Here is a 19221-nt window from a genome sequence, read left to right on the forward strand (position 1 = left end):
ACCTTGTGTCACAACAACCGAGACAAACCTGCGACAGATCACCCGAGACACGACAGCCGGTCGGATCGAGCTGCTCGACCCCCTGCGGGCTCACGAACAGCTCGGCCCTCGGCACCGCGCTCGACGCCCGGTAGCTCACCTTCGGCTTGTCGCCGAGGTCGTAGCGCACGTCGACGCTCTGCGGCAGCCCGTTGATGGCGGCGACCGCGCTCGGCCCCGCCGCGGTGTCGACGTAGGCGGCCTTCACCCGCTGCACCACGGAGCTCGCGGTGAACTGCACGCGCCGCGCGGCGGTGTCGAGGTCGAACCCGAGCGTGGCAGGCAGGTTCGACACGTCGAGGCGCGCCTTCTGCCTGCCGTCCACCACCCCGGCGGCGACGAACGGCTGGCCGCCCGGCGTGAACTCGGTGCCACCACGCGGGTGCTGGTCGAAGTACACGTCGATCTTGCGCAGGCCGGTGACGCGGGCGCTGGCGCCGAGCTTGGTCCCGCTCAGCACCGCCGTCGCGTGGTCGCCCTGCAGCGGCGCGTAGTCGCCGAGTTCCTTGGACACGAACACCTCGGCCGAGCCGAGCGGGGTGTTGGCGTCGAACAGGACGTGCCTGCCCGGCAGGTTCGCATCCACGTTGACGACGGTCGGCAGCTCGCGCAGCGCACCGCGCAGCACGATGGCGGGCGACCGGTCGAAGAACGAGACGTCCAAACTGGACAGTGCACCGGCGGCGTCGTAGTCGAGCGTCACCCGGTCGTTCGCCGAGTTGAGCGCACCACGCCACTGGGTGGGCAGGTTCTTCGCCGCCGCGCGGACCGAGGCGTCGAGCTGCTCCCCCGCGTAGACGAAGTCGGCGAAGAGCACGTCGTTGATCGAGTCGGTCGCGGTGTAGTCGACGATGTCGTCACCGCCGTCGCGCGGGCGGATCAGCGCGGCGGACACCCGGTTCGGCAGCTGGTCGACGACGAGCTGGTCGAACCTGTTGGCGGCACTGGAGTTCGACAGAACCTGGACGTCCAGTTTGGACCGCGAGCTGACCTGCGCGTCGACGGTTGCCCGCTGGTCCCGGTCGCTCGCGCCGGGATCGATGAACGCGTGGGCGGTGAAGACCCCCGGCACGGGCTCGAACCGCGCGCTCGCCACGGTCGGGTCGTAGGGCAGGCCCTGGTTGTCGTCGGTGACGTTCGCAAGACCCGCGGTCACCGCGAGAGAGCTCGCCGCACCGACCTGCAGCACGCTCGCCTTGATGTCGAAGATGCCGCGCAAGACCTGCACCGGCGCGAAGGTGTAGACGCCGATCGCGGCGGTGGGCAGGCCCGCACCGCGCCGGAAGCCGTCGAAGCCGACGGAAAGCCGTTTGTGCGTCGGGATGTCGTAGACGGCCCACACGTGCGCGGGCAGGTCCCGTCCGGCGAACTCGCTGGTGGGCAGGCGCAGGTTGACGAACCCGAGGCCGAGGTGCACCAGGTTGAGCAACGCCTCGATCTTGGCCTGCAGCGTGTTCCCCAGGTCCCGCAACAACTTCTCGAGGTCCAGCTTCTCGATCAGCAGCTCGGGGTGCAGGATGACGTTGAGCGGGTCCTTCAGCAGCTCGTTGACGACGTTGAGCCGGTCGGTGGCGATCGCGATCTCGCGCTCGAGGTTGGTGATCTCCCTGACGGCGCCGACGACGTCGCCCGGTGCCGCGACCGGGACGAGGTCGGTCAGCACGTCCGGCGTGCGGTCACCGGTGACGTCGACGATCGCGGGCACGCCGAGCGGGAGGGTGAGCGAGCACGACACCTGCTTGGTCGCGGACTCGGAGCAGACGCGGTAGGTGATCCTCGGGATGCCGTCGGGCAGCTGCTGCAACAACGCGAGCGGGTCGACCGGCAGCGGCGGTGGCAGGTTGCCGGAGGTCAACGCGTCGATCAGCTCCCGCAGCGTGGCCCGCCTGCCTGGGTCGACGACCTGCGCGGAACGCACCTGCGGCTGCAACGCGTTCGCGTCGAGCGCGGGCTTGCCGTCCGGCGTGGTGCGACCGGCCTTGGCGAGCGTGGCAAGCGCCTCGGCGCTGGTGACGTCGACGAGCTCCTGACCCGGCCGCAGCGGAAGGTCCAATGTGGACGGTCTGACCGGAGGGTTCGGCGTGATCGGCACGCGGTCGATCGGCACCCGGCCGTCGGGACCGGGGTCCAGTGCAGGCAGCGGCGCGATGGGCTGCGCCTTCGACGGCTCGTTCTCGATGTTCGGCGAGCCGTCGCCGCCGGGATCGATCGGGCCGAGCTCACCCGGTGCCACCGGAGGCGTCGCCGTCGCCTGCGCACCGAGTCTGTCCTCGGTCACCGCGGGGTGCTGAGCCGGTTGTGCCGGTTGTGTGGTGGTGTCCGGCGGTGGCGGTGTGGGCGTTGGTTCCGCGTGTGCGGACGGGACGAGAAGCGTGCTCGTCAAAGCGGTGATCACGGCCAACGCGCTGATGCGCAGACGTGCTGAAGCCACGACGACTCCCCCAGTCGAGTAGAGCTCTTCCCCCTGGCTCTACGGCAGACGGAGCGAAGCACAAGGCGCGAATGGACCACAGCCTTTGGTCGGCAACACCACTCGAACGGCCTAGCACAAAGGGCTTGTGACCAGCAGAAACAGAGCGTTCGTCACGTATCGCGGGCGCACGGCCGCCGATTTGGCGCCGATGACCGATCTTGTGGCCGCCGTCACCCCGAGCCTACTATCCAGTAGGTAAGACCCCCTCGGGGCCGCGTTCCTCCCAGGAGACCCTGCCCAATCCCTCCCGGGACGCCGGACCGGTCCCGCGTTCCGCCCTTTCGCACGGCGCCTACTTCAACGGAGAAGCAGCGATGAACGCCTCGTCCGCCCCTGCACGGAAAGCCCTTGCCGGAAGCGCTCTCACGCGCCGCCTGACCCGCGCTGCCGCGACGGCCGCGGTCCTCGCCGCCTGCGTCACCACACCGGCCACCTCCACCGCAGCCGAGCTGCGCGAGGTGATGTTCGTCGGCAACAACTGGGACGGCACCGCCGACGTCGTCAAGTCCACCGGCGACTTCGCCAGGATCGGCCGCCTCAACGTCATCCCCGACAAGACGCAGCGCCTGACGGAGATCTACCTCAACCCGATCAAGCTGGCGTTCTTCCTCGGCATCCGGCAGGGCCCCGGCGAGGGGCACGACCAGTTCGTCGACGACATGTACGCGACCCCCGACGGCACGGCCATGGTGGTGTCCCGCCCCAGCTTCGCCGACGTCGTCTCCCTCGACCTGGCCACCGGCAAGATCAAGTGGCGCTTCCCGGTGTCGGGCTTCCGCTCCGACCACATGGCGGTCTCCCCCGACGGCACCAAGATCGCGGTCTCGGCGTCGACCTCCAACACCGTGCACGTGCTGGACATCAACACCGGCCGCGAGCTCGGCTCGTTCAAGGCCGGCGACAAGCCGCACGAGAACATCTTCACGGGCGGCGGCCGGTACATCTGGAACATGTCCATCGGCGAGGTCAACAACAACTTCGACGCTCCCGACCAGGACTGGCTCAAGGGCGACCGGCACATCACCATCGTCGACACGAGCAACTTCCAGATCGTCAAGACCATCGACATGCGCAGCCGCCTCAACGCCTTCGGCCGCAGCGACCTGTCCAACGCCGTGCGTCCCGCGGTGTTCTCCCCCGACTTCTCGAAGCTCTACTTCCAGGTGTCGTTCTTCAACGGCTTCCTCGAGTACGACGTCGCCACCGACGCGATCACGAGGGTGAAGACCCTCCCGAAGAACCCGAACACGAGTGACGACCGCACCACGTTCGTCAACGACTCACGCCACCACGGCCTGTCCATCAACCCCGACGGCAGCAAGCTCTGCGTCGCCGGAACCATGGACGACTACGCCACCGTCGTCGACCGCGCCACCCTGCAGCAGGGCCCGCTCGTCACGGCCTCCAAGCCCTACTGGGCCACGGTCAGCGGCGACGGCCGTCAGTGCGTGATCTCCGAGAGCGGCGCCGACCAGATCACCGCGATCGACTTCGGCACGGGCCAGAAGACCGTGTCGGTGCCGGTCGGCGACCACCCGCAGCGCGTCCGCGTCGCCAAGATCACCGCGGGCTGGACCGGTCCCACCAGCTGATCACCCGCCGGAGCCGGGCCCGCCGCGGGCCCGGCTTCGAACGGAGCAGCGTCCGCCGCCGTCGCTGCCTCAATCGGCCGTCGCATCCCCGCCGCAACCGCGACACGATGAGGCGGGGAGGCGAGGCCGGTGAAGAAGATCGCCCTGGTCCTGGTGCTCGGTCTGACCGGAGCCGCGTTGAGCGCACCGGCTGACGCCGAGCCGAGAGCGGACAGCGTGCGGGTGTGGAACGAGTACGCGTTGGCAGCGGTGCGCGCCACCCGCGCCACCGACGCCGACGCGGCCCGCACCTACGCGATGCTCAACGTGGCCGTCTACGACGCGGTCAACGGACTGACAACCCCAGCCCGCACCCACGCGCTGATCCCCGGCCCTGGCCCACGCGGCGCCGATCCCCAGGCCGCCGCCGTCGCCGCGGCACACACCGTCCTCGTCCGGCTGGACCCCGACCGGACTTCCAGCTACGACAAGCAGTTGCAGACGGACCTGGACGCCCTGCGCCCCGGCCATCGCCGAGACGAGGGCGTGCGCTGGGGACGCGAAGTCGCCCACCGCGTGGTGGCCTCCCGCGCCGACGACGGCTCGACGCCCGTGCAGAGCCAGCCCGCCGGTTCGGGCCCCGGCGTGTTCCGAGCCGAGTGGTCCGGCACGCAGTACCGCACCGTGCGCCCGTTCGCGGTCTCCGACCCCGCCGCGTACGTACCGGGCCCGCCACCGGCCCTGGACAGCCTCGACTACGCCGCCGCCTTCGCCGAGGCCGCACTCCTGGGCGACGCCGCGATCCCCGCCCCCGACAAGCTCGCCACCTTCCAGTTCTGGTCCGTGCCAACCGGTTCCGCCCAACCGGCCGGCGAATGGGTCAAGATCGCCCTGACCGTGTCGCGCGATCTGCCGCTGGCGTCCTCGGCACGTCTGATGGCGTTGCTGACGATGACGCTGGCCGACACCACGGTCGCCACCGTCGGCACGAAGTTCACCTACCGCCACTGGCGTCCGGCCACGGCGATCCGAGAGGCGGACACCGACGGAAACCCGTGGACCCAGCCGAACCCGGCCTGGGCGCCGCGCGCCGGCAGCGTCGGCGGATCGCCGGAGTACCCGTCAGGACACAGCTCCTACAGCGGCGCGGCGGCCACCGTGCTGGCCGGTTTCTTCTGCGCTGACGGCATCCGCTTCACCCACACCACCGACACCGCACCGGGCGGGCAGCCCCGCACCTACCCGAGCTTCTCCGTCGCCGCTGCCGAAGCAGGCCGCTCACGGGTGTTCGGCGGCCAGCACTTCGAGTTCAGCAACCAGACAGGACTCGCCATCGGCCGCTCCGTCGCCACCGAGGTGCTCGCCACGCGCCTGCTGAAGCGAACCGGCCCCACGCACCACGGCAGCTGTCCGCTGTAGACGGTCAGTCGCGGGGTCCGGCGGCGCGCCGCAGCCGGTTGGCGATCGCCAGCCCCAGCCCGGCCTCCACCGGCAGGGACGCGATGATCAGGTCACACCCCTGCTCGTCGAGCTCACGCAGGAAGCCGTACAACCCGCGCGCGTAGGCGGGCATCGAGTCGGGGACCCGCACCACCGCGTGCACGTCGATTGGCTCGCCACCGAGTTCCGGCGGGAGGAACACCCCCACCCGATGACCCTGCTCCTGCGCGTGCTCCGCCTCGACCACGATCTTCTCGGGCTCGACGAGGACAACGCGCGCGTTCGGCGCGTAGTGCGACGGATGCTGCCCGGGAACCCTCACGTGGCTCGTCTCGGGGACCGCGAGCGACATCCCCAGCACCGCCTCGAGGTCCTCCCGCGTCACGCCACCGGGCCGCAGCACGGCCGGCACGTCCCCGGTGACGTCGACGATCGTCGACTCGACCCCGACCTGGCAGGGCCCGCCGTCCAGCACGAAGTCGACGGCGTCACCGAGCTCAGCCCGGACGTGGCCGGCCGTGGTGGGGCTGACCGAGCCGAACCGGTTGGCCGACGGAGCGGCCACTCCCCCGCCGAAGGCCGCCAGCAGTGCGAGGGCGACGGGGTGGTCGGGCACCCGCACAGCCACCGTCTCCAGGCCACCGGTCGTCTCGAACGGCACCCTCGGACCACGTCTGAGCACCAGCGCCAGCGGCCCCGGCCAGAAGCTCTCGGCCAGCAGCCGCGCGGTCTCCGGCACCTCCGCGGCCCAGTCGTCCAGCTGCTCGGCGCCACCGATGTGCACGATCAGCGGATGGGACGGCGGCCGCCCCTTCGCCGCGAAGATGCGCGAGACGGCGGCCGGGTCCTCGGCGTTCGCGCCCAGGCCGTACACGGTCTCGGTGGGGAAGGCCACGAGGCCTCCTGCGCGGAGCACCTCCGCTGCCTGTTCGGTGTCACCAGTTCGTTCCGACACTCGCGCGATTCTCCCACTGCGCGGATTCGGCCCGTGAACCGGTCAGCGAGTACCTGCCCGTGGCCCTCCCCCTGCCGAATCCTGCCGGTGTTCGGCGTTGCGCCGCGCCGCCTCCGCCCGCGCGCTCGCGGACACCGGCTCCGCGCACCAGGTTTCCAGCACGTCGCGCATGTGCGCGACGAACGCCTGGCCGGACGGGGTCAGGCCGGTGAGCGCGTCCAGCGCCTCGAGCACCGCGGCGCGCCACCGGGCGAACTCCACCTGCGCCTCGAAGTCGCGGTACCGGCGCCAGAACCCCGCCACGCCCAGATGGGCGTACGCCCCCTGCAGCAGGGCGTCAGGTGGCCGCGGGTCCGGGCGCCACGGCGCGTACAGCAGCTCCGCGGACTCCTGGTCGACGAGCGGGAACAGATCCGCCAGCACCGCGAGCTTCGCGTGCTGCACCTCGTGCGCGAACGTGAGCGCGACCTCCCTCGCGTTGTCCGGCAACGACATCGCCACGCAGCCGAACGAGTTGGCGAACGTCACGCTGATCAACCCCACCCGCGGCGCGGACAACGGGGTGAGCACGGTCAGGGCGGCCGCCACCTCCTCTGCGACGCCGCGGTGATCCTCCACCAGCGTCCGCCAGCCCTCGGTGATCCGGGCACGCCACACCGCCGCCTCCCGTTCGTCGGCGAACCGCCCCTGCACGGTCACCTCGTCCGGCAGGTCGTGGAAGGCGATCCCGTCCACCGACAGCCTGAGCCGCAGCCCGCCGTGCTCGGCGCACAGCTCGCCGACCGGCCGCCAGTGCTTCGCCGGGCGTGGCGAGATGACCGTGCGCCCGCGGCCGTCCGACACCACGCTGCCCTCGGCCGAGGTGATCACCCGCGCCGGACCGTCCGCGCGGAAGGTGCCGAGCGAGGGCAGCACGACCTCGCCGGCGGGCTCCAGGTCGATCACACCGGGCACCCTGGCCCGCACCTGCGCCGCGGCCGCCACCGCCGCGAGCATGCCGGGTGCCGCTGCCGTCACGACGCCCTTGCGCAGCAAGGAGTAGGTGCGCAACGCCCACACCCCGACGCGGGGGTGGTCCAGCACCGCGTGCACCTCGGCGAGCGGCGGCCGGGCCAGGGCCGCGAACGCCGCTCTGGTCGCGGCCGCGGCCGGGTGCCTGGTCTTCTCCGCCAGGTCGGCGATCGCGCGGACGAGCATCTTGGTCCTGCTGAGGCGAGCGGCACGCAGCAGGCCGATCGCCCGTGCGCCCCCGCCCCCGCGAGCCAGGGCGGCGAACACCGATCGCGGCACCCCGAGCGCTGCCGTCATCCGGACCTCCCCGCCAGCAACGCCACGTCCCGCCCCACCCGGTCGCGGACGTGGCTGATCAACCGGAACAGGTCGAGGCAGTACACCGAAGGCCCGTCGAACCCCGCCCCTTCCCGGTAGCGGTGCGCGTAGGACCCACCGCCGCACACCCGCCGCAGCTCGCAGTCGCGGCACGCGGGCGGAGGCACCCCGGTCCGTGCGGCACGCACCGCGGGATGCCGCGCCGCGGTGTCGAAGTCGTCGCGGGCGACGTTCAGCCCGGTGGCTCCCGCACCGTCGAAGGCGGTGCTCACCATGTCCGACAGCTCGATGGAACCGTCCGTCTCCACGACGATCATCGCGTGCGGCGTGGTTCCGATGCCCTCGACGCGCGACCACCCGCCGAGCAGCACGGTGATGATCTCGGTGAACAGCCGGACGGTGGTCTCCTGCGGAACGGCCGGGTACCAGCGGTCGAACACCGCGACGAGCCAGTCGGCGTAGGGCGTCCCCCGCGGTCCTCGCCCCGGCGGCGGGGACGACCAGTTCCCGTTGGGCAGCAGGAAGTCCACCGCGGGAGGGGAGAACTCGAGCAGCGCCTCGTAGGTGCGGACCGGGTCGTTCGCCAGGTCGACGGTGCACAGCAGGCCGGCGTAGACCTCCGGCCACTCCCGCAGCTCGGCCAGCGCGGCGGCGACGGCGTCGAAACTGCCGCTGCCGTCGTGCCTTCGCCGGTGCCGGTCGTGCGCCTCCTGATAACCGTCGACGCTCACGCCGACGCGAACACCGAGAGAGGCGAACAACGACAGGAAGGACGACGAGAGCAGCATCCCGTTGGTCTGCAGGCCGAACCGCACATCACAACCGGCGCACGCGTCACGAATGGACCGCACGCAATATTCCAGGTGATTTCGACCAGCCAGCAACGGCTCACCGCCGTGCAACACGACGTCGACCGAAGACAATCCGTGCGTGCGGACATGAGCGGCCATGCGGCGCGCCACGTGGTCGACGATTTCACGGGACATCATCCGGTCGCGCAGCCGCCAGCGCTGGTCGGCCTTGGTGTAGACGTAGCAGTGGTCACAGGCCAGATCGCACCGTCCGTGCACCTTGAGGATGAACTGCCGGAATGGCGCTCCCGATTCCATGGCTCCCTCGATTTTCGCGACAAATCTTTCCCACCCCAGCGGGTGGCGGTCGCCCAGATGGCCGATCGACAGGCAGTACAAAGGTGTCGATAATGCACTGTCCGTAATTTGTCCATGATTTGTCCATTCCACCACAGTGGGCCGAACAGCCCGATCGGAGTACATCATTCGCTAACGGCGACCGAGGGGGCACAGATCTATTATTGTGCATATCGCGCCGCTGAGGGGTGGAGAAGAACGGACGGTGCCGGCACATGGATCACGACGACGTTGAGCTGCGCTCGGATCTGGTGGATCTGACAGGAATCGACTGGGACCAGCTCGGCGCGCTTCCCGACTCCGTGCTCGCGAGATCACTCGAGCAGGTGCTGCGGAACAACAGCACGACCATCGACCAGTACTCCTCCTTCCAGAACCGGATCTGACCACTGCCCACCTGCTCACCGTGGAGCGATGATGACCGCTGACCGGCCGCCACCGGACACGAGCCGCCCCCCGGCGCCCACGATCGTCGCGTTCACGTCGCCGGCGACCGGCATCGGGCGAACCGGGGTCGTCGCCAACCTCGCCTGGGTGCTCGCGGCCGCGGGCAAACGGGTCCTGGTCGCCGACTGGTGCATCGAGGCGCCGCACGTGCACGACTACCTCAAGCCGTTCCACGTCCGCGACCTCACCACGAGAGAACTGCTCGACGAGGTGCTCGTCGTCGCACCGCGCAAGGCGCCGCCGGACGACAGCACCCTCCCGCCGATGGAGGCACGCCGCTACGACCTGCCCGGCATGCGGGCCCGGATCGACGTGGTGGTGTCCCGCGACCCGCTGACGCCGGTGCGCGGCTTCGCCTCCGCGCTGGAGGGCCCCGGCGAGATCCAGAAGCTGCGGGAGATCGTCCGCGGCGCCGCCTACGACTACGTCCTGATCGACGCGCCGACGAACCTCTCGCCGGACGCCGCCAGCCGGATGGCCCGCCTCGCCGACGTCGTCGCCGTGTGCTTCCTGCCGAAGCAGACCTCGATCGGCCCCGCCGCGCAGATCGCCCAGAACGTCTGGGACTCGACGACGACGAGCACCCGGATCATCGCGGTGCCGCTGCAGGTCGACGACGGCGAGGCCGCCGGCGCCGAGAAGAGCAGGCGTGCCATCGCCGAGGCGTTCGGCCCGATGCTCTCCGGGGAGGCTCCCCGCAGCGGGCGCACGCTGTCCGCCGCCGTGGCCGGCATCCCCCGGCACACGCACGACACCTTCGAGGAGACGCTCGCGGTGCTGGTGGACCAGCACGCCGAGCACCGCGCCGCGTACTGGAAGCTCGGGAACGCCGTCACGGCCAGCGACCTGGGCCCGCCGCAGGAGCTGCCTGCCGAGGTGCTCGCCGCGTACAAGCACGCGGTGGGGCTGCCCGCCGAGACGGTGCCAGCGGAGATCGTCCTCGTCGCCTGCGCCGCCGACCGCCGCTGGGCCGACTGGGTCGAGTCGCAGCTGACGATCGCGGGCGCACGGGTCACGCGAGCCGGGGAGGCGTCACCCGGCACGACCCTGGTGGTGATCTCGTCCGAGGAGTTCACCCGGTCGGCCGCGGCGGAACGGGTGCTCCACACGAACGGCGGCTCCCACCTCGTGGTCGTCACCCCGTCCGACGACCCGGTGCCGGAGCCGCTGACCAAGGGCGTTCGTGTGTCGCTGGCTGGGGTGGAGGACGCGTCCGAGGCGAGGCAACGGCTGCTGAAGCCGTTCACGCTGGTGGCCGGCGCCGGAGACGCGGGCGTGCGGTTCCCCGGCCGGACCGATGTGCGTCCGTCCAACCTGCCGCCCAGGCCGGCCGGTTTCGTGGGCCGCGACGCCCATCTGGAGGCCCTGCGCGACCACCTCACGGCCGCGAGCGGACGGCGCGACTGGTGGCTGTCCGGCGCACCGGGAGTCGGCAAGAGCCATGTCGCGGCGGAGTACGCCCACCGGTTCGCCTTCGACTACGAACACGTTCTGTGGATCAATGCCCAGGACCGGCGGACGATCACCGAACACCTCGCGCTGCTCGCGAAGCCGCTGCGCCTGGACCCGAACGGCGACCTCGCCGCCAAGGTGCTCGACCGGCTCGCGGCCGGTCAGGAGGACAAGAGGGTCCTGCTGGTCTACGACAACGCCGACGACCCGGAGGTGCTGCGCGACCTGCTCCCCCGCGGCGGGCCGGTCCACGTCGTGGTCACGTCGAGGCACGTCCGGCGGCCGGGTCCCGAGGTGCTCGACCGGCTCGACCGCGCGGCGAGCGTCGCGCTGCTGCGCGGCGTCCTCGGCGACCTGAGCGTCGAGGACGCGGAGGTGGTCGCGGACCTCGCAGAGGACCTGCCGCTGACGCTGCACCTGGCGGGTGCGTGGTTGCGGGAGACGGCGCGGCAGCTGCGGCAGCGGGCCAACGACCGCGAGACCGCGGCGGCGTGGGCCGCCGCGGAGTTCCGCTCCCGGTTCGAGCAGCAGGAGGTCGGCGAGCACACCGGCGCGGCCGGCCTGGTGCGCACGCTCCAGGTCCTCCTGGCGACGCTGCGCGGCGACCAGCTGGGCGAAGCCGCCGTGCGCGTCGCACAGCTGTGCGTGTTCCTGTCCAGCGAAGGCGTGGCCCTGCGCCTGCTGCGGTCGCCGCCGGTGCTCGCCACACTCGCCGGCTCGTGCGAGGCCGTGGCGTACGACGACCTCGAGCTCGACCGGGTGCTCTGGTTCGGCGCCCGGTACGAGCTGTTCGACCTGAGCTGGGCGAGGCCCGCGTCGGTCCGCCTGCACCGGCTGGTCCAGAGTCTCGTGGGCGAGCTGATGTCCGCCGAGGAACGCGGCAGCAGGCGGTCCTGCACGCTCAAAGCCCTCGCGGCGTTCAGCCCGTCGGAGTGGGAGATCGACAACGGCGAGCGCACCGAGGACCTGCGCGAGCTGCGCAAGCACATCGTCCCGTCCGGCGCCACGACCTCGACCGCGACGCCGGTGCGCCGCTGGCTCGTCAACCAGATGCGCTTCTTCATGCACGAAGGCGGTGCCGAGTCGTGGCGATTCGCGCTCGGCGTCGCCACCGACGTGCTCGCGAACTGGGAGCCGGAGGACGAGCCGGAACTGCGCATGCAGCTGCGGTTCCACATCGCGAACCTGCACCGCTCGCTCGGCGACACGGTACAGGCCCTGCGGCTCGACCAGGCGCTGCTCGCCGAGCAACGCCGCGTCCTGACCCACGATCATCCCCGGACCCTGCGCACCGCGCGCGGAGTCGCACACGGCAACCGCGTGCTGGGCCGGTTCTCCGACGCGCTCGCCGAGGACCGCTCCACGTACCGGCGGTTCCGCCAGACGCTGGGCGACGACCACCCCGACACCTTGCGGGCGGCCAACAACCTGGCGTTCTCCCTGTACCTCGCGGGTGACACCGGCAAGGCTCTTCTCGTGCAGCAGAAGAACCGCGACCGGCGCCGGGAGCTGCTCGGTGACGAGAACCTGGACGTGTGGTGGTCCACCTGCATGCTCGGCAGGTACCTCTACGAGCTCGGCCGCTACGACAAGGCGCTGGACGAGCTCAAGGAGGCGGCCGACCGGCTGGCCGGCCTGCCCGACCGGAACGCGCGGCACGAGCTGCAGACCCAGCGGGAGCTGGCGATCGCGCTGCGCCGTTCCGGACAGGCTCACCGGGCTCGGGCGAAGATGGCGGACGCCGTGCAGAACTACCGCGACCGGTACGGCGAGGACCACCCCAGCACCACGGCCTGCACGCTGAGCTACGCGGCCGACCACCACGAGACCGGCGAGTCCGCGAGAGCCACCGAGCTCGCCCGCTCCGCCCTCGACTGGTTCGGCCGAACCTCGGGCCCGTCGCATCCGTTCACCCTTCTGTGCCGGCTCGATCTGGCGGTGTTCCTGCGCGGCACGGGCGCGGACGAGGAGGCGCTGCGCGAGGCGCGTGCGGCGCGTGACGGACTGCGCGACACGCTTGGTGCGGCCCACCCGTGGTCGCTCGCGGCGGCGATCAACCACGAGGGGATGCGCGGCCGCCTGGACGGAGCCGACGTCGTGACCCGCGAGACGCGCGAGATCTACGAGGACTGCCTGGAATATCTGGGACCCGATCACCCGATCACCGCCACGGTGTCGGCGAACCTCTCGACCGGGCCGGACGAATGGGAGGACGTGGTGCTCGATGTTCCGGAAATGTGAGCAGGGGTGGTTCCGATGACCGCGGTGTTCTACCAGCCCGCGTCGCACATCGACGCGGAGTGGGACGACGTCGCCCAGATCCTCAGGGCCGCGATCGACGAGCGCGTCCTGTGTCACCTCGGGCTGTACAGCGGCGGGTGCGAGGACATGACGTTCGACGTCCTGGGTGACGAGGGCGACGAGGGCGTGCGCGACGAGTACGTGCGGATCGGCCGCGAGCTGAGCGCGCAGATCGGCGAGATCGAGGCCGAGCTCATCCCCGTCAGGACCGGTGATCTGATCCGGACCGTTCTGCACGCCTCGCGGGTGACGATCAACTGCGACTCGGTCGTCCCCGACCAGCACGTGATCGGGTTCGCGTGGGTCGAGGGGCCGTCGGGGGCGCTGTCGCTGCCCGAGGTGCCCAGGGTGCGGCGGGCCGACCAGCTGGTGTCCGGTCTCGCGGACAAGCTGCGCGAGCGGGTCAGCCTCCGCTCGCAGAACCCCGGCGGCTGGCTCACCGAGCGCCCGGCCGACGCGGACGATCCCGGCGCCGCGCCGACGGCCGACGGTTCGATCACGGTGCACGGCACCGCGACCGGCCGGTACGCCGAGCTGTGCCGCAAGGCGATCGACCTGAGCGACCTGCACTACATCGCCTACTGCCGCAACGGTGAGATGATCTTCGCGTTCGACTGCTTCGACGACCGGCGGCTCGGCAGGTACTTCAGCCGGATGATCACCAGGGCCGAGCGCAGGCAGTTCTACGCCGACCTGTGCCGGAAGCTGCCGGAACGGGTCGGGCAGCTCGGCCGCACGGCCAGCCGGGCGCTGAACGGCCGGCTGCAGCGGGTGGTGCTCGACGTCCAGCAGGGAGCGATCTACTACTACCGCATCGGGGCGGGGCACTACCTGGTCGGCGTCACCTTCGACCAGGAAGAAGTCGCGCACGCCGACGACAGGCTCGCGCGGCTGGCCGAAGAGCTCCGGACGCCGTGACGGGCGCGGTCCGGCGGAGCCCGCTGACAGCCACGGTGCTGCGGCTGCTGACGCTGCTGCTCGCCGCGCTCGCCGGTCTCGGTGCCGCGCACCTCTTCGGCCTGCGCGATGTCGAGCACTCCTCCGCGTACTTCTACGCCGCGACGGCGTTGCTGGCGATCGGCCTGTACGGCAGCACGAACGGCATCGACGTCGAGGACGTGCGCCGGCACCTGCGCATCGTGGTCCTCGCGGTCACCGTGGGCGTGCTGATGAAGGCCGCGCTCATCGCGACCGTGATGTACCTGGTCTTCCCTTCACCCGCGTACGTGGTGTTCGCCGTGGCGGTCGCGCAGATCGACCCCCTGTCGACCGCGGCGGCGATGGCGAGCTCGCGGTTGTCGGAGCGGGCGCGGAACATCCTCGCGGCGTGGTCGTCGTTCGACGACCCGATCACCATGCTGCTCACGGTGTACCTGTCGGCGTTCGCGCTCGGGCTGCTCGGCCGGGAGCCGGAGTCGGGCGCGCTGGCGCGCAGCGGTCTGCTGAGCTTCGGCACGAACGTGCTCGTGAACCTGGCGTTCGCGGCGGCCGTCGCCGCCGTGTGGCTGCTGGTGAGGCGGATCCGGCACGGCACCGGCCGGCTGGTGGCCGAGGTGGGTCTCGTGGTCGCCGCACTGGCCGTGGGCGTGTGGCAGTTCCTGATGCTGGGCGTCGCGCTGGTCGGGCTGGTCGTGCGACCGCGGATCGACCGCGTGCTCGGCAAGGTGGTGCAGGCGGCGTTCGTGATCGCCGCGCTGGCTCTCGGCGTGCTGCTCGTCGGGGGCGTCCAGGTGTGGCCGGGGGTCGTGCTGGGGCTCGCGACCTTCTTCGCGCAGGTCGTGGTCGGCCTGCTGCTGACCCGCGGGCTGACCCGCAAGGACCGCACCTACCTGGCGTTCGCGCAGCAGAACGGGATCACGGCGATCACCCTGACGTTGCTGCTCGAACCCGACTTCCCCGGCGCCGTCGCCGTCGTCGCTCCCGCCATCCTGGTGGTCAACGTCCTGCACGCGCTGTTCACGGGACTGTGCGACCGCTACGGCGACTCGGTCGCGGCCGCGGTCACCTCTCGCCGACGACCGACGCCAGCACCGCCGACTGCACACGGTTGCTGAGCTCGTTGAACGTCGTCTTCAGGTGTTCCAGCCGCAGGGACGACAGCGGCGCCGACATCTCACCCTCGACGGCGCGCGGGGTGAACTCGTCGAGCCCTTCCAGCCGGAAGAGCGGGACGTACTCGTAGATCGTGTCGTACGCGCGGCACAGGGCGCTCAGCCGCTCGCGGTCCCCCGGCTGGACCTGGCCGGTCGGCGACGGCACGTACGTCCGGTACCAGTCGTTGATCCCGTGGCGGAACGCGTCGAGCAACCGGTGCAGCAACGACGCCACGCCCAGTGCGGGAAACGTCTCCTTGGAGCGCAACGGGCCGCGGATGTTGACCCTCGCGTCGATGGCCCTGTTCAGATCGTGCTCGGTGCTGGCGAACATGGTGCGCAGCGCGGCGTCCACCTGGTCCACCGTGTCCAGCGACTCCTGGGCCGAGACGAACAGACCGGCGACGTTCGGCGGCAACCGCAGCGGTGGCGCCTGCTCGGTGCCCGGCTCACCGGACCGCACTCTGGTGGCGAGCTCGGCGAGTTCGCGCTGCAGCACCGCGAACTCGCGTTCCGTCGTGCCGCGCATCCCGGCGAGCGCGACGGTGACCTGTTCCAGCAGGCGCTGGGTGTTGGCCTGCTGCCGGCTGACCCTGCTGACCCGGTCCCGCATGGCGATGAGCGGATCACCACCGGACGCGAGCTCCAGCACGCGAACCCGTTCGGCGAGCTCCGCGGCCAGCGTGTCCACGAACGTCCAGGGGTCGTAGATGATCGGCTCGGAGCTGAAGGCCGCGCCGAGACGCGACAGCAGGTCCTCGTGCACGAGCCCGATCACGACGAGGATCAGCTCGGTCCGCTCGACGGCGGCCTGGATGTAGGTGGCGCGGTTGACCAGCGCCTCCGCCTCGGCCTCGACGAGCACGGACTCGGTGAGCAGCACCGCGCACCCGGCGTTGTCCGTCCCGACCGGCAGCCAGTAGTCCGCCCGCGAGTCCGTGTCCCGGTTCAACAGCTGATCGCGCACGTACTCGAGGCCGAGACCGTTGACCACCCTGCGGATCTCGGTCCGCACGTTGTCGATCGTGCCGAACGTGGACCGGTCGCGTGCCGCCTGGCGGATCATCGCGTCGGTCACCCTGCCCTGCTCGGGCTCGCGGGCCTCGTCCCTGGCGAGGCGGTAGAGCTTGTGGCACAGGCGGACTATCCGCCGCGCGTTGCCTTCGGTGACCTTGACCAGGTAGCGCACCGACTGCTCGTCGAAGGGGTGCAGCCGCTCACCGCGGCCGATCCGCGCCTGGCTCTGGCGGATGAGCTCCAGGGTGTCGTCGACGGTCAGCGGAGCGACCGAGATGACCCGGCCGACCCGCTGTCCCACGTCCTTGCCGAGCACCTCGAAGCTGTCCGGCAGGCCGGACAGCACCAGCAACGCCCGTGCGCCCGCGAAGACGTCGAGCATCTTCTTGAACGCGTCGATCGCGTTCTCGGTGGGTTTCCTGCTGGCGGACACCACCTTGTTCAGCTCGTCGATCGCGACGATGAACCGGCGGTCGCGGTGGCTGTAGAGCACGGCGAAGACGCCCATCGCCTCGAGCGCCGCCTCCTCGGTCGCGATGGCCGACGTGAGGCCGCGGTCCACCAGCACCTGATCCGGGGTGTGCCCGGTGAGCCACTCCCACGCGGCGGCGGTGAAGCCGGGCCGCAGCAGGAGCGTGAGCGCGGTGCCGAACGCGGTGTTCCTGGTGACGCGCCCCAACAGCCGCTGCAGCTCGCCGAGGTGCTTGCTCTCCATCAGGCCGAGCCGTTCAACGGCGTCCACCGGGTCGAGGTCGCCGTTGCGCACGGCCCTGGCCACGTTGGCGGTGAAGTCGGAGCCCGCCAGCGCGTCGGCGAGCACGTCCGCGTAGAACTCGCGCACGCGGTCGCGGACGTCGTCGCATTCGAGGTGTTCGACGAATCTCTTGTACAGGTTGACGAACGTCTTCTGTTCGGCTTCCAGATAAACCGCGCGTGTCCGATCCGGATCGCTGTGCGTTTCGGCGTGGTACAGGAGATCGCCCACCAGATGGCTCTTACCCGTTCCGTACTCGCCCACCACGGCGATGACATTTCCATGTCGGCCGGAATCGGGCGGAGCCTGCAGGAATCCGTCGAGCAGGTCGAGCGCCTCGCGAATCGCCGGCGTGGGAACGGACACCGTGGCCGCGGAGAAGCCCGGCACGTCGGCCACCGCCATCTGCTGGAATGGATTGGTGTCGCTGATCAGCTCGGGATCTGGCCGCACGTCGTTCATGGCATGAGCCCCTGACCGCTCGCTCGAAAGAAGAAATCCGTGATGTGCTCGTAGCTCACCTCGTCCATTTCGGGGGAGGCTAACGCATGTCCGGCGGCCCGTTGATCCAGGATCTCCCGGTACACACCATGGAGCAACCTTTGCAACTGACCGATCGACGGCTTCATCCTGTCCGTGACCAACCGCATCGTCTCTTCGGTCACTATCGGGTAGTCACGGTCCTTGGCATCCAGTTTCTGCCGTGCCTTCGCGAAAACCCATCCGTCTTCCACACGCAGTCGATCCACCATCAGACGGATCGGTTCGACCCGCGGGACGGCCGCCTGGACGGCGGGCCAGCAGCGCTCGACCTCGTCGACGTAGGAGCTCTCCGCCAGCAGGAGCAGCTTCGGGCGCACGAGCGCGGCGTAGTCGATCAGTTCCTGGGTCAGTTCGATGGACGGCAACAGCACGACGACCACCGCGTCGGAGGGAAGGCTCTCGCTCAGGTACCTGTACGCGAGCACGAGATCGTCCTGCCGCTCCTGGAGTTCCCGCAGATCGGAGGCTTCGAGCCACTCGCGCCGCCGGATGGCGTCCAGCACGAACCTGAACACGTACTTCTTGCGATCGGCGATCGCGATGTTGGCGCTGCTCTCGTCGGACAACCCGATCACGGCGCATCTCTTCTCGCGCAGGGCCAGGTCGTCGCTGACGAACTTGGCGCACCGGTTGAGCAGCGCCGTCTTCCCGCACGTCTCCCTGCCGTACGCGACCACGAGCCGGCCGTCCTCGATCAGACGTGACGAGTCGCCGATCGCCTCGGTGAACTCGAAGTACCGGGTCTCGGAGTGGTCGACGGGCACGTAGTACTTCTTGTGGTCGTCGTGCTCAAACGGGCACAACGGCCCGTTCGGGCGGTGCTCCATGCCGGGTATCACGTACGGGTTCACGAGGCCGCCCCCACCGGAAACTCGCGCAGCAGCTCCCGCCGCGTCCTGCCGGGGCTCTCCAGCGCCCGCACCACCACGTCGATCCTCCGGTCGAGCTCGTTGACGGCCTTGTTCACCTCGTCGGCGCGGGGACGCCGTTCCTCCCTCGACCGCTCGATCTCCCACTTCGTCTCGATGTCGTCGCCCAGCGGTCCACCGATCAGCTCCGCGCGCAACGCCGCCGGCGCCGTCCACTTCGGACGCGCCGCCTCGACCCGGACGAGCTGCGCGGCGAGGTCGTCCCGTTTGTGGCGCACGTCCTGCAGCGGGGGCGGCCCGTGGTCCGCGGTACCCCTGAGCCGCGCGTCGCAGTAGTCGCGGACCGCGCCGACGAACGCCCTGCTGGCCTTGTGCAACGCCTCGGCCTGCTGCTTGCGCCGGTTGATCCCGTCGCGCCAGGTCGTCGTGGTCCAGGTGGCCACCACACCGACGGCCAGCAGGCCCAGGCTGCTCAGCACGGAGATCACCTGGGTGAGGAGAGGGCTGGGCGCCACGGGAGCGACCGCCTCGCACGCACGGGTGAACTCACCAGGTTTCCGGTCGCGCCACTCGTCGAAGTTCATCGTCTCGTTCTTGACCGAAATTCGATCGGGCGTGGAATCCTTTCCGACGATCCCGAGCGAAATCGCTCCTTCCACGGTGCGTGCACGTTGCGCAGGCGTGGCGCATTGGACGACGGCAACGTCCGACGGCGCGCAGGAACACACCATCAACAAGGCGAACGGCCCCATCAGCAGCAGGCACAGGCGGCTTCCCACGTGGCCTCCCC

At 70.5% G+C, this 19221-nt stretch carries 12 protein-coding genes and 1 pseudogene; 6 read left to right on the forward strand and 7 right to left on the reverse strand.

The genetic code is table 11. From position 1 onward, the window contains the following. A pseudogene (locus IEZ09_RS33880) lies at positions 1-2470 on the reverse strand (hypothetical protein); the annotation flags it as partial. A 356-nt stretch (positions 2471-2826) separates the two neighbouring features. Here IEZ09_RS33880 and IEZ09_RS33885 point away from each other — a divergent pair. Both IEZ09_RS33885 and IEZ09_RS33890 read left to right on the forward strand, forming a co-directional pair. Beyond that, positions 2827-4104, forward strand: a complete 1278-nt coding sequence (locus IEZ09_RS33885; protein WP_229813196.1) for a YncE family protein — start codon at positions 2827-2829, stop codon at positions 4102-4104. Positions 4105-4233: 129 nt separating this feature from the next. Further along, complete coding sequence (locus IEZ09_RS33890) at positions 4234-5502, forward strand: vanadium-dependent haloperoxidase (protein ID WP_189257892.1); 1269 nt, start codon at positions 4234-4236, stop codon at positions 5500-5502. Positions 5503-5506: 4 nt separating this feature from the next. Here the strand turns inward: IEZ09_RS33890 and IEZ09_RS33895 are convergent, their stop codons facing one another. The 3 genes from IEZ09_RS33895 to IEZ09_RS33905 are packed head-to-tail and all read right to left on the reverse strand — an operon-like array spanning position 5507 to position 8916. Beyond that, positions 5507-6478, reverse strand: a complete 972-nt coding sequence (locus IEZ09_RS33895; RefSeq protein ID WP_189257893.1) for an L-threonylcarbamoyladenylate synthase — start codon at positions 6476-6478, stop codon at positions 5507-5509. A gap of 42 nt (positions 6479-6520) precedes the next feature. After that, positions 6521-7786 carry an aKG-HExxH-type peptide beta-hydroxylase gene (locus tag IEZ09_RS33900; RefSeq protein ID WP_189257894.1) on the reverse strand — a complete coding sequence of 422 codons (1266 nt, stop codon included), beginning with the start codon at positions 7784-7786 and terminating at the stop codon, positions 6521-6523. Then, positions 7783-8916, reverse strand: a complete 1134-nt coding sequence (locus IEZ09_RS33905) for an FxsB family cyclophane-forming radical SAM/SPASM peptide maturase (RefSeq protein ID WP_189257895.1) — start codon at positions 8914-8916, stop codon at positions 7783-7785. The genes IEZ09_RS33900 and IEZ09_RS33905 overlap by 4 nt, the downstream gene beginning before the upstream one ends. Positions 8917-9170: 254 nt before the next feature. On the opposite strand from IEZ09_RS33905, the gene IEZ09_RS33910 reads away from it, so the two are divergent. From IEZ09_RS33910 to IEZ09_RS33925, 4 genes are read left to right on the forward strand one after another with little or no spacing between them, the layout of a single operon-like run. After that, positions 9171-9341: an FxSxx-COOH-like cyclophane-containing RiPP peptide gene (locus IEZ09_RS33910; protein WP_189257896.1), complete on the forward strand. Its 171-nt coding sequence runs from the start codon at positions 9171-9173 to the stop codon at positions 9339-9341. 28 nt (positions 9342-9369) lie between these two features. Continuing rightward, positions 9370-13095: an FxSxx-COOH system tetratricopeptide repeat protein gene (gene fxsT / locus IEZ09_RS33915; RefSeq protein WP_189257897.1), complete on the forward strand. Its 3726-nt coding sequence runs from the start codon at positions 9370-9372 to the stop codon at positions 13093-13095. A gap of 15 nt (positions 13096-13110) precedes the next feature. Then, entirely contained in the window at positions 13111-14073 is a 963-nt protein-coding gene (locus IEZ09_RS33920; protein WP_189257898.1) for a hypothetical protein, read from the forward strand. Next, positions 14070-15209: a cation:proton antiporter gene (locus tag IEZ09_RS33925; protein ID WP_189257899.1), complete on the forward strand. Its 1140-nt coding sequence runs from the start codon at positions 14070-14072 to the stop codon at positions 15207-15209. The genes IEZ09_RS33920 and IEZ09_RS33925 overlap by 4 nt, the downstream gene beginning before the upstream one ends. Here IEZ09_RS33925 and IEZ09_RS33930 read toward each other — a convergent pair. From IEZ09_RS33930 to IEZ09_RS33940, 3 genes are read right to left on the reverse strand one after another with little or no spacing between them, the layout of a single operon-like run. Further along, complete coding sequence (locus IEZ09_RS33930) at positions 15157-17481, reverse strand: hypothetical protein (RefSeq protein WP_189257900.1); 2325 nt, start codon at positions 17479-17481, stop codon at positions 15157-15159. The two genes, IEZ09_RS33925 and IEZ09_RS33930, sit on opposite strands and share 53 nt — an antisense overlap. Next, positions 17478-18413, reverse strand: coding sequence for a hypothetical protein (locus IEZ09_RS33935; RefSeq protein ID WP_189257901.1), 936 nt, complete (start codon positions 18411-18413; stop codon positions 17478-17480). Before IEZ09_RS33935 ends, IEZ09_RS33930 begins: the two co-directional genes overlap by 4 nt. Then, the gene (locus IEZ09_RS33940; protein ID WP_189257902.1) at positions 18410-19015 is read right to left on the reverse strand and encodes a hypothetical protein; all 606 of its coding nucleotides are present in this window, start codon (positions 19013-19015) and stop codon (positions 18410-18412) included. The genes IEZ09_RS33935 and IEZ09_RS33940 overlap by 4 nt, the downstream gene beginning before the upstream one ends. Positions 19016-19221: the final 206 nt, after the last annotated feature.

The sequence above is a fragment of the Lentzea flava genome, from assembly GCF_014648475.1.
GTDB classification, from domain to species: domain Bacteria; phylum Actinomycetota; class Actinomycetes; order Mycobacteriales; family Pseudonocardiaceae; genus Lentzea; species Lentzea flava.

Coding starts and splice junctions, on each gene's coding strand:
- IEZ09_RS33940 (WP_189257902.1), bottom strand. CDS start 19,015: ATGAACTTCGACGAGTGGCGCGACCGGAAACCTGGTGAGTTCACCCGT.
- fxsT (WP_189257897.1), top strand. CDS start 9,370: ATGATGACCGCTGACCGGCCGCCACCGGACACGAGCCGCCCCCCGGCG.
- IEZ09_RS33930 (WP_189257900.1), bottom strand. CDS start 17,481: ATGAACGACGTGCGGCCAGATCCCGAGCTGATCAGCGACACCAATCCA.
- IEZ09_RS33885 (WP_229813196.1), top strand. CDS start 2,827: ATGAACGCCTCGTCCGCCCCTGCACGGAAAGCCCTTGCCGGAAGCGCT.
- IEZ09_RS33910 (WP_189257896.1), top strand. CDS start 9,171: ATGGATCACGACGACGTTGAGCTGCGCTCGGATCTGGTGGATCTGACA.
- IEZ09_RS33905 (WP_189257895.1), bottom strand. CDS start 8,916: ATGGAATCGGGAGCGCCATTCCGGCAGTTCATCCTCAAGGTGCACGGA.
- IEZ09_RS33920 (WP_189257898.1), top strand. CDS start 13,111: ATGACCGCGGTGTTCTACCAGCCCGCGTCGCACATCGACGCGGAGTGG.
- IEZ09_RS33900 (WP_189257894.1), bottom strand. CDS start 7,786: ATGACGGCAGCGCTCGGGGTGCCGCGATCGGTGTTCGCCGCCCTGGCT.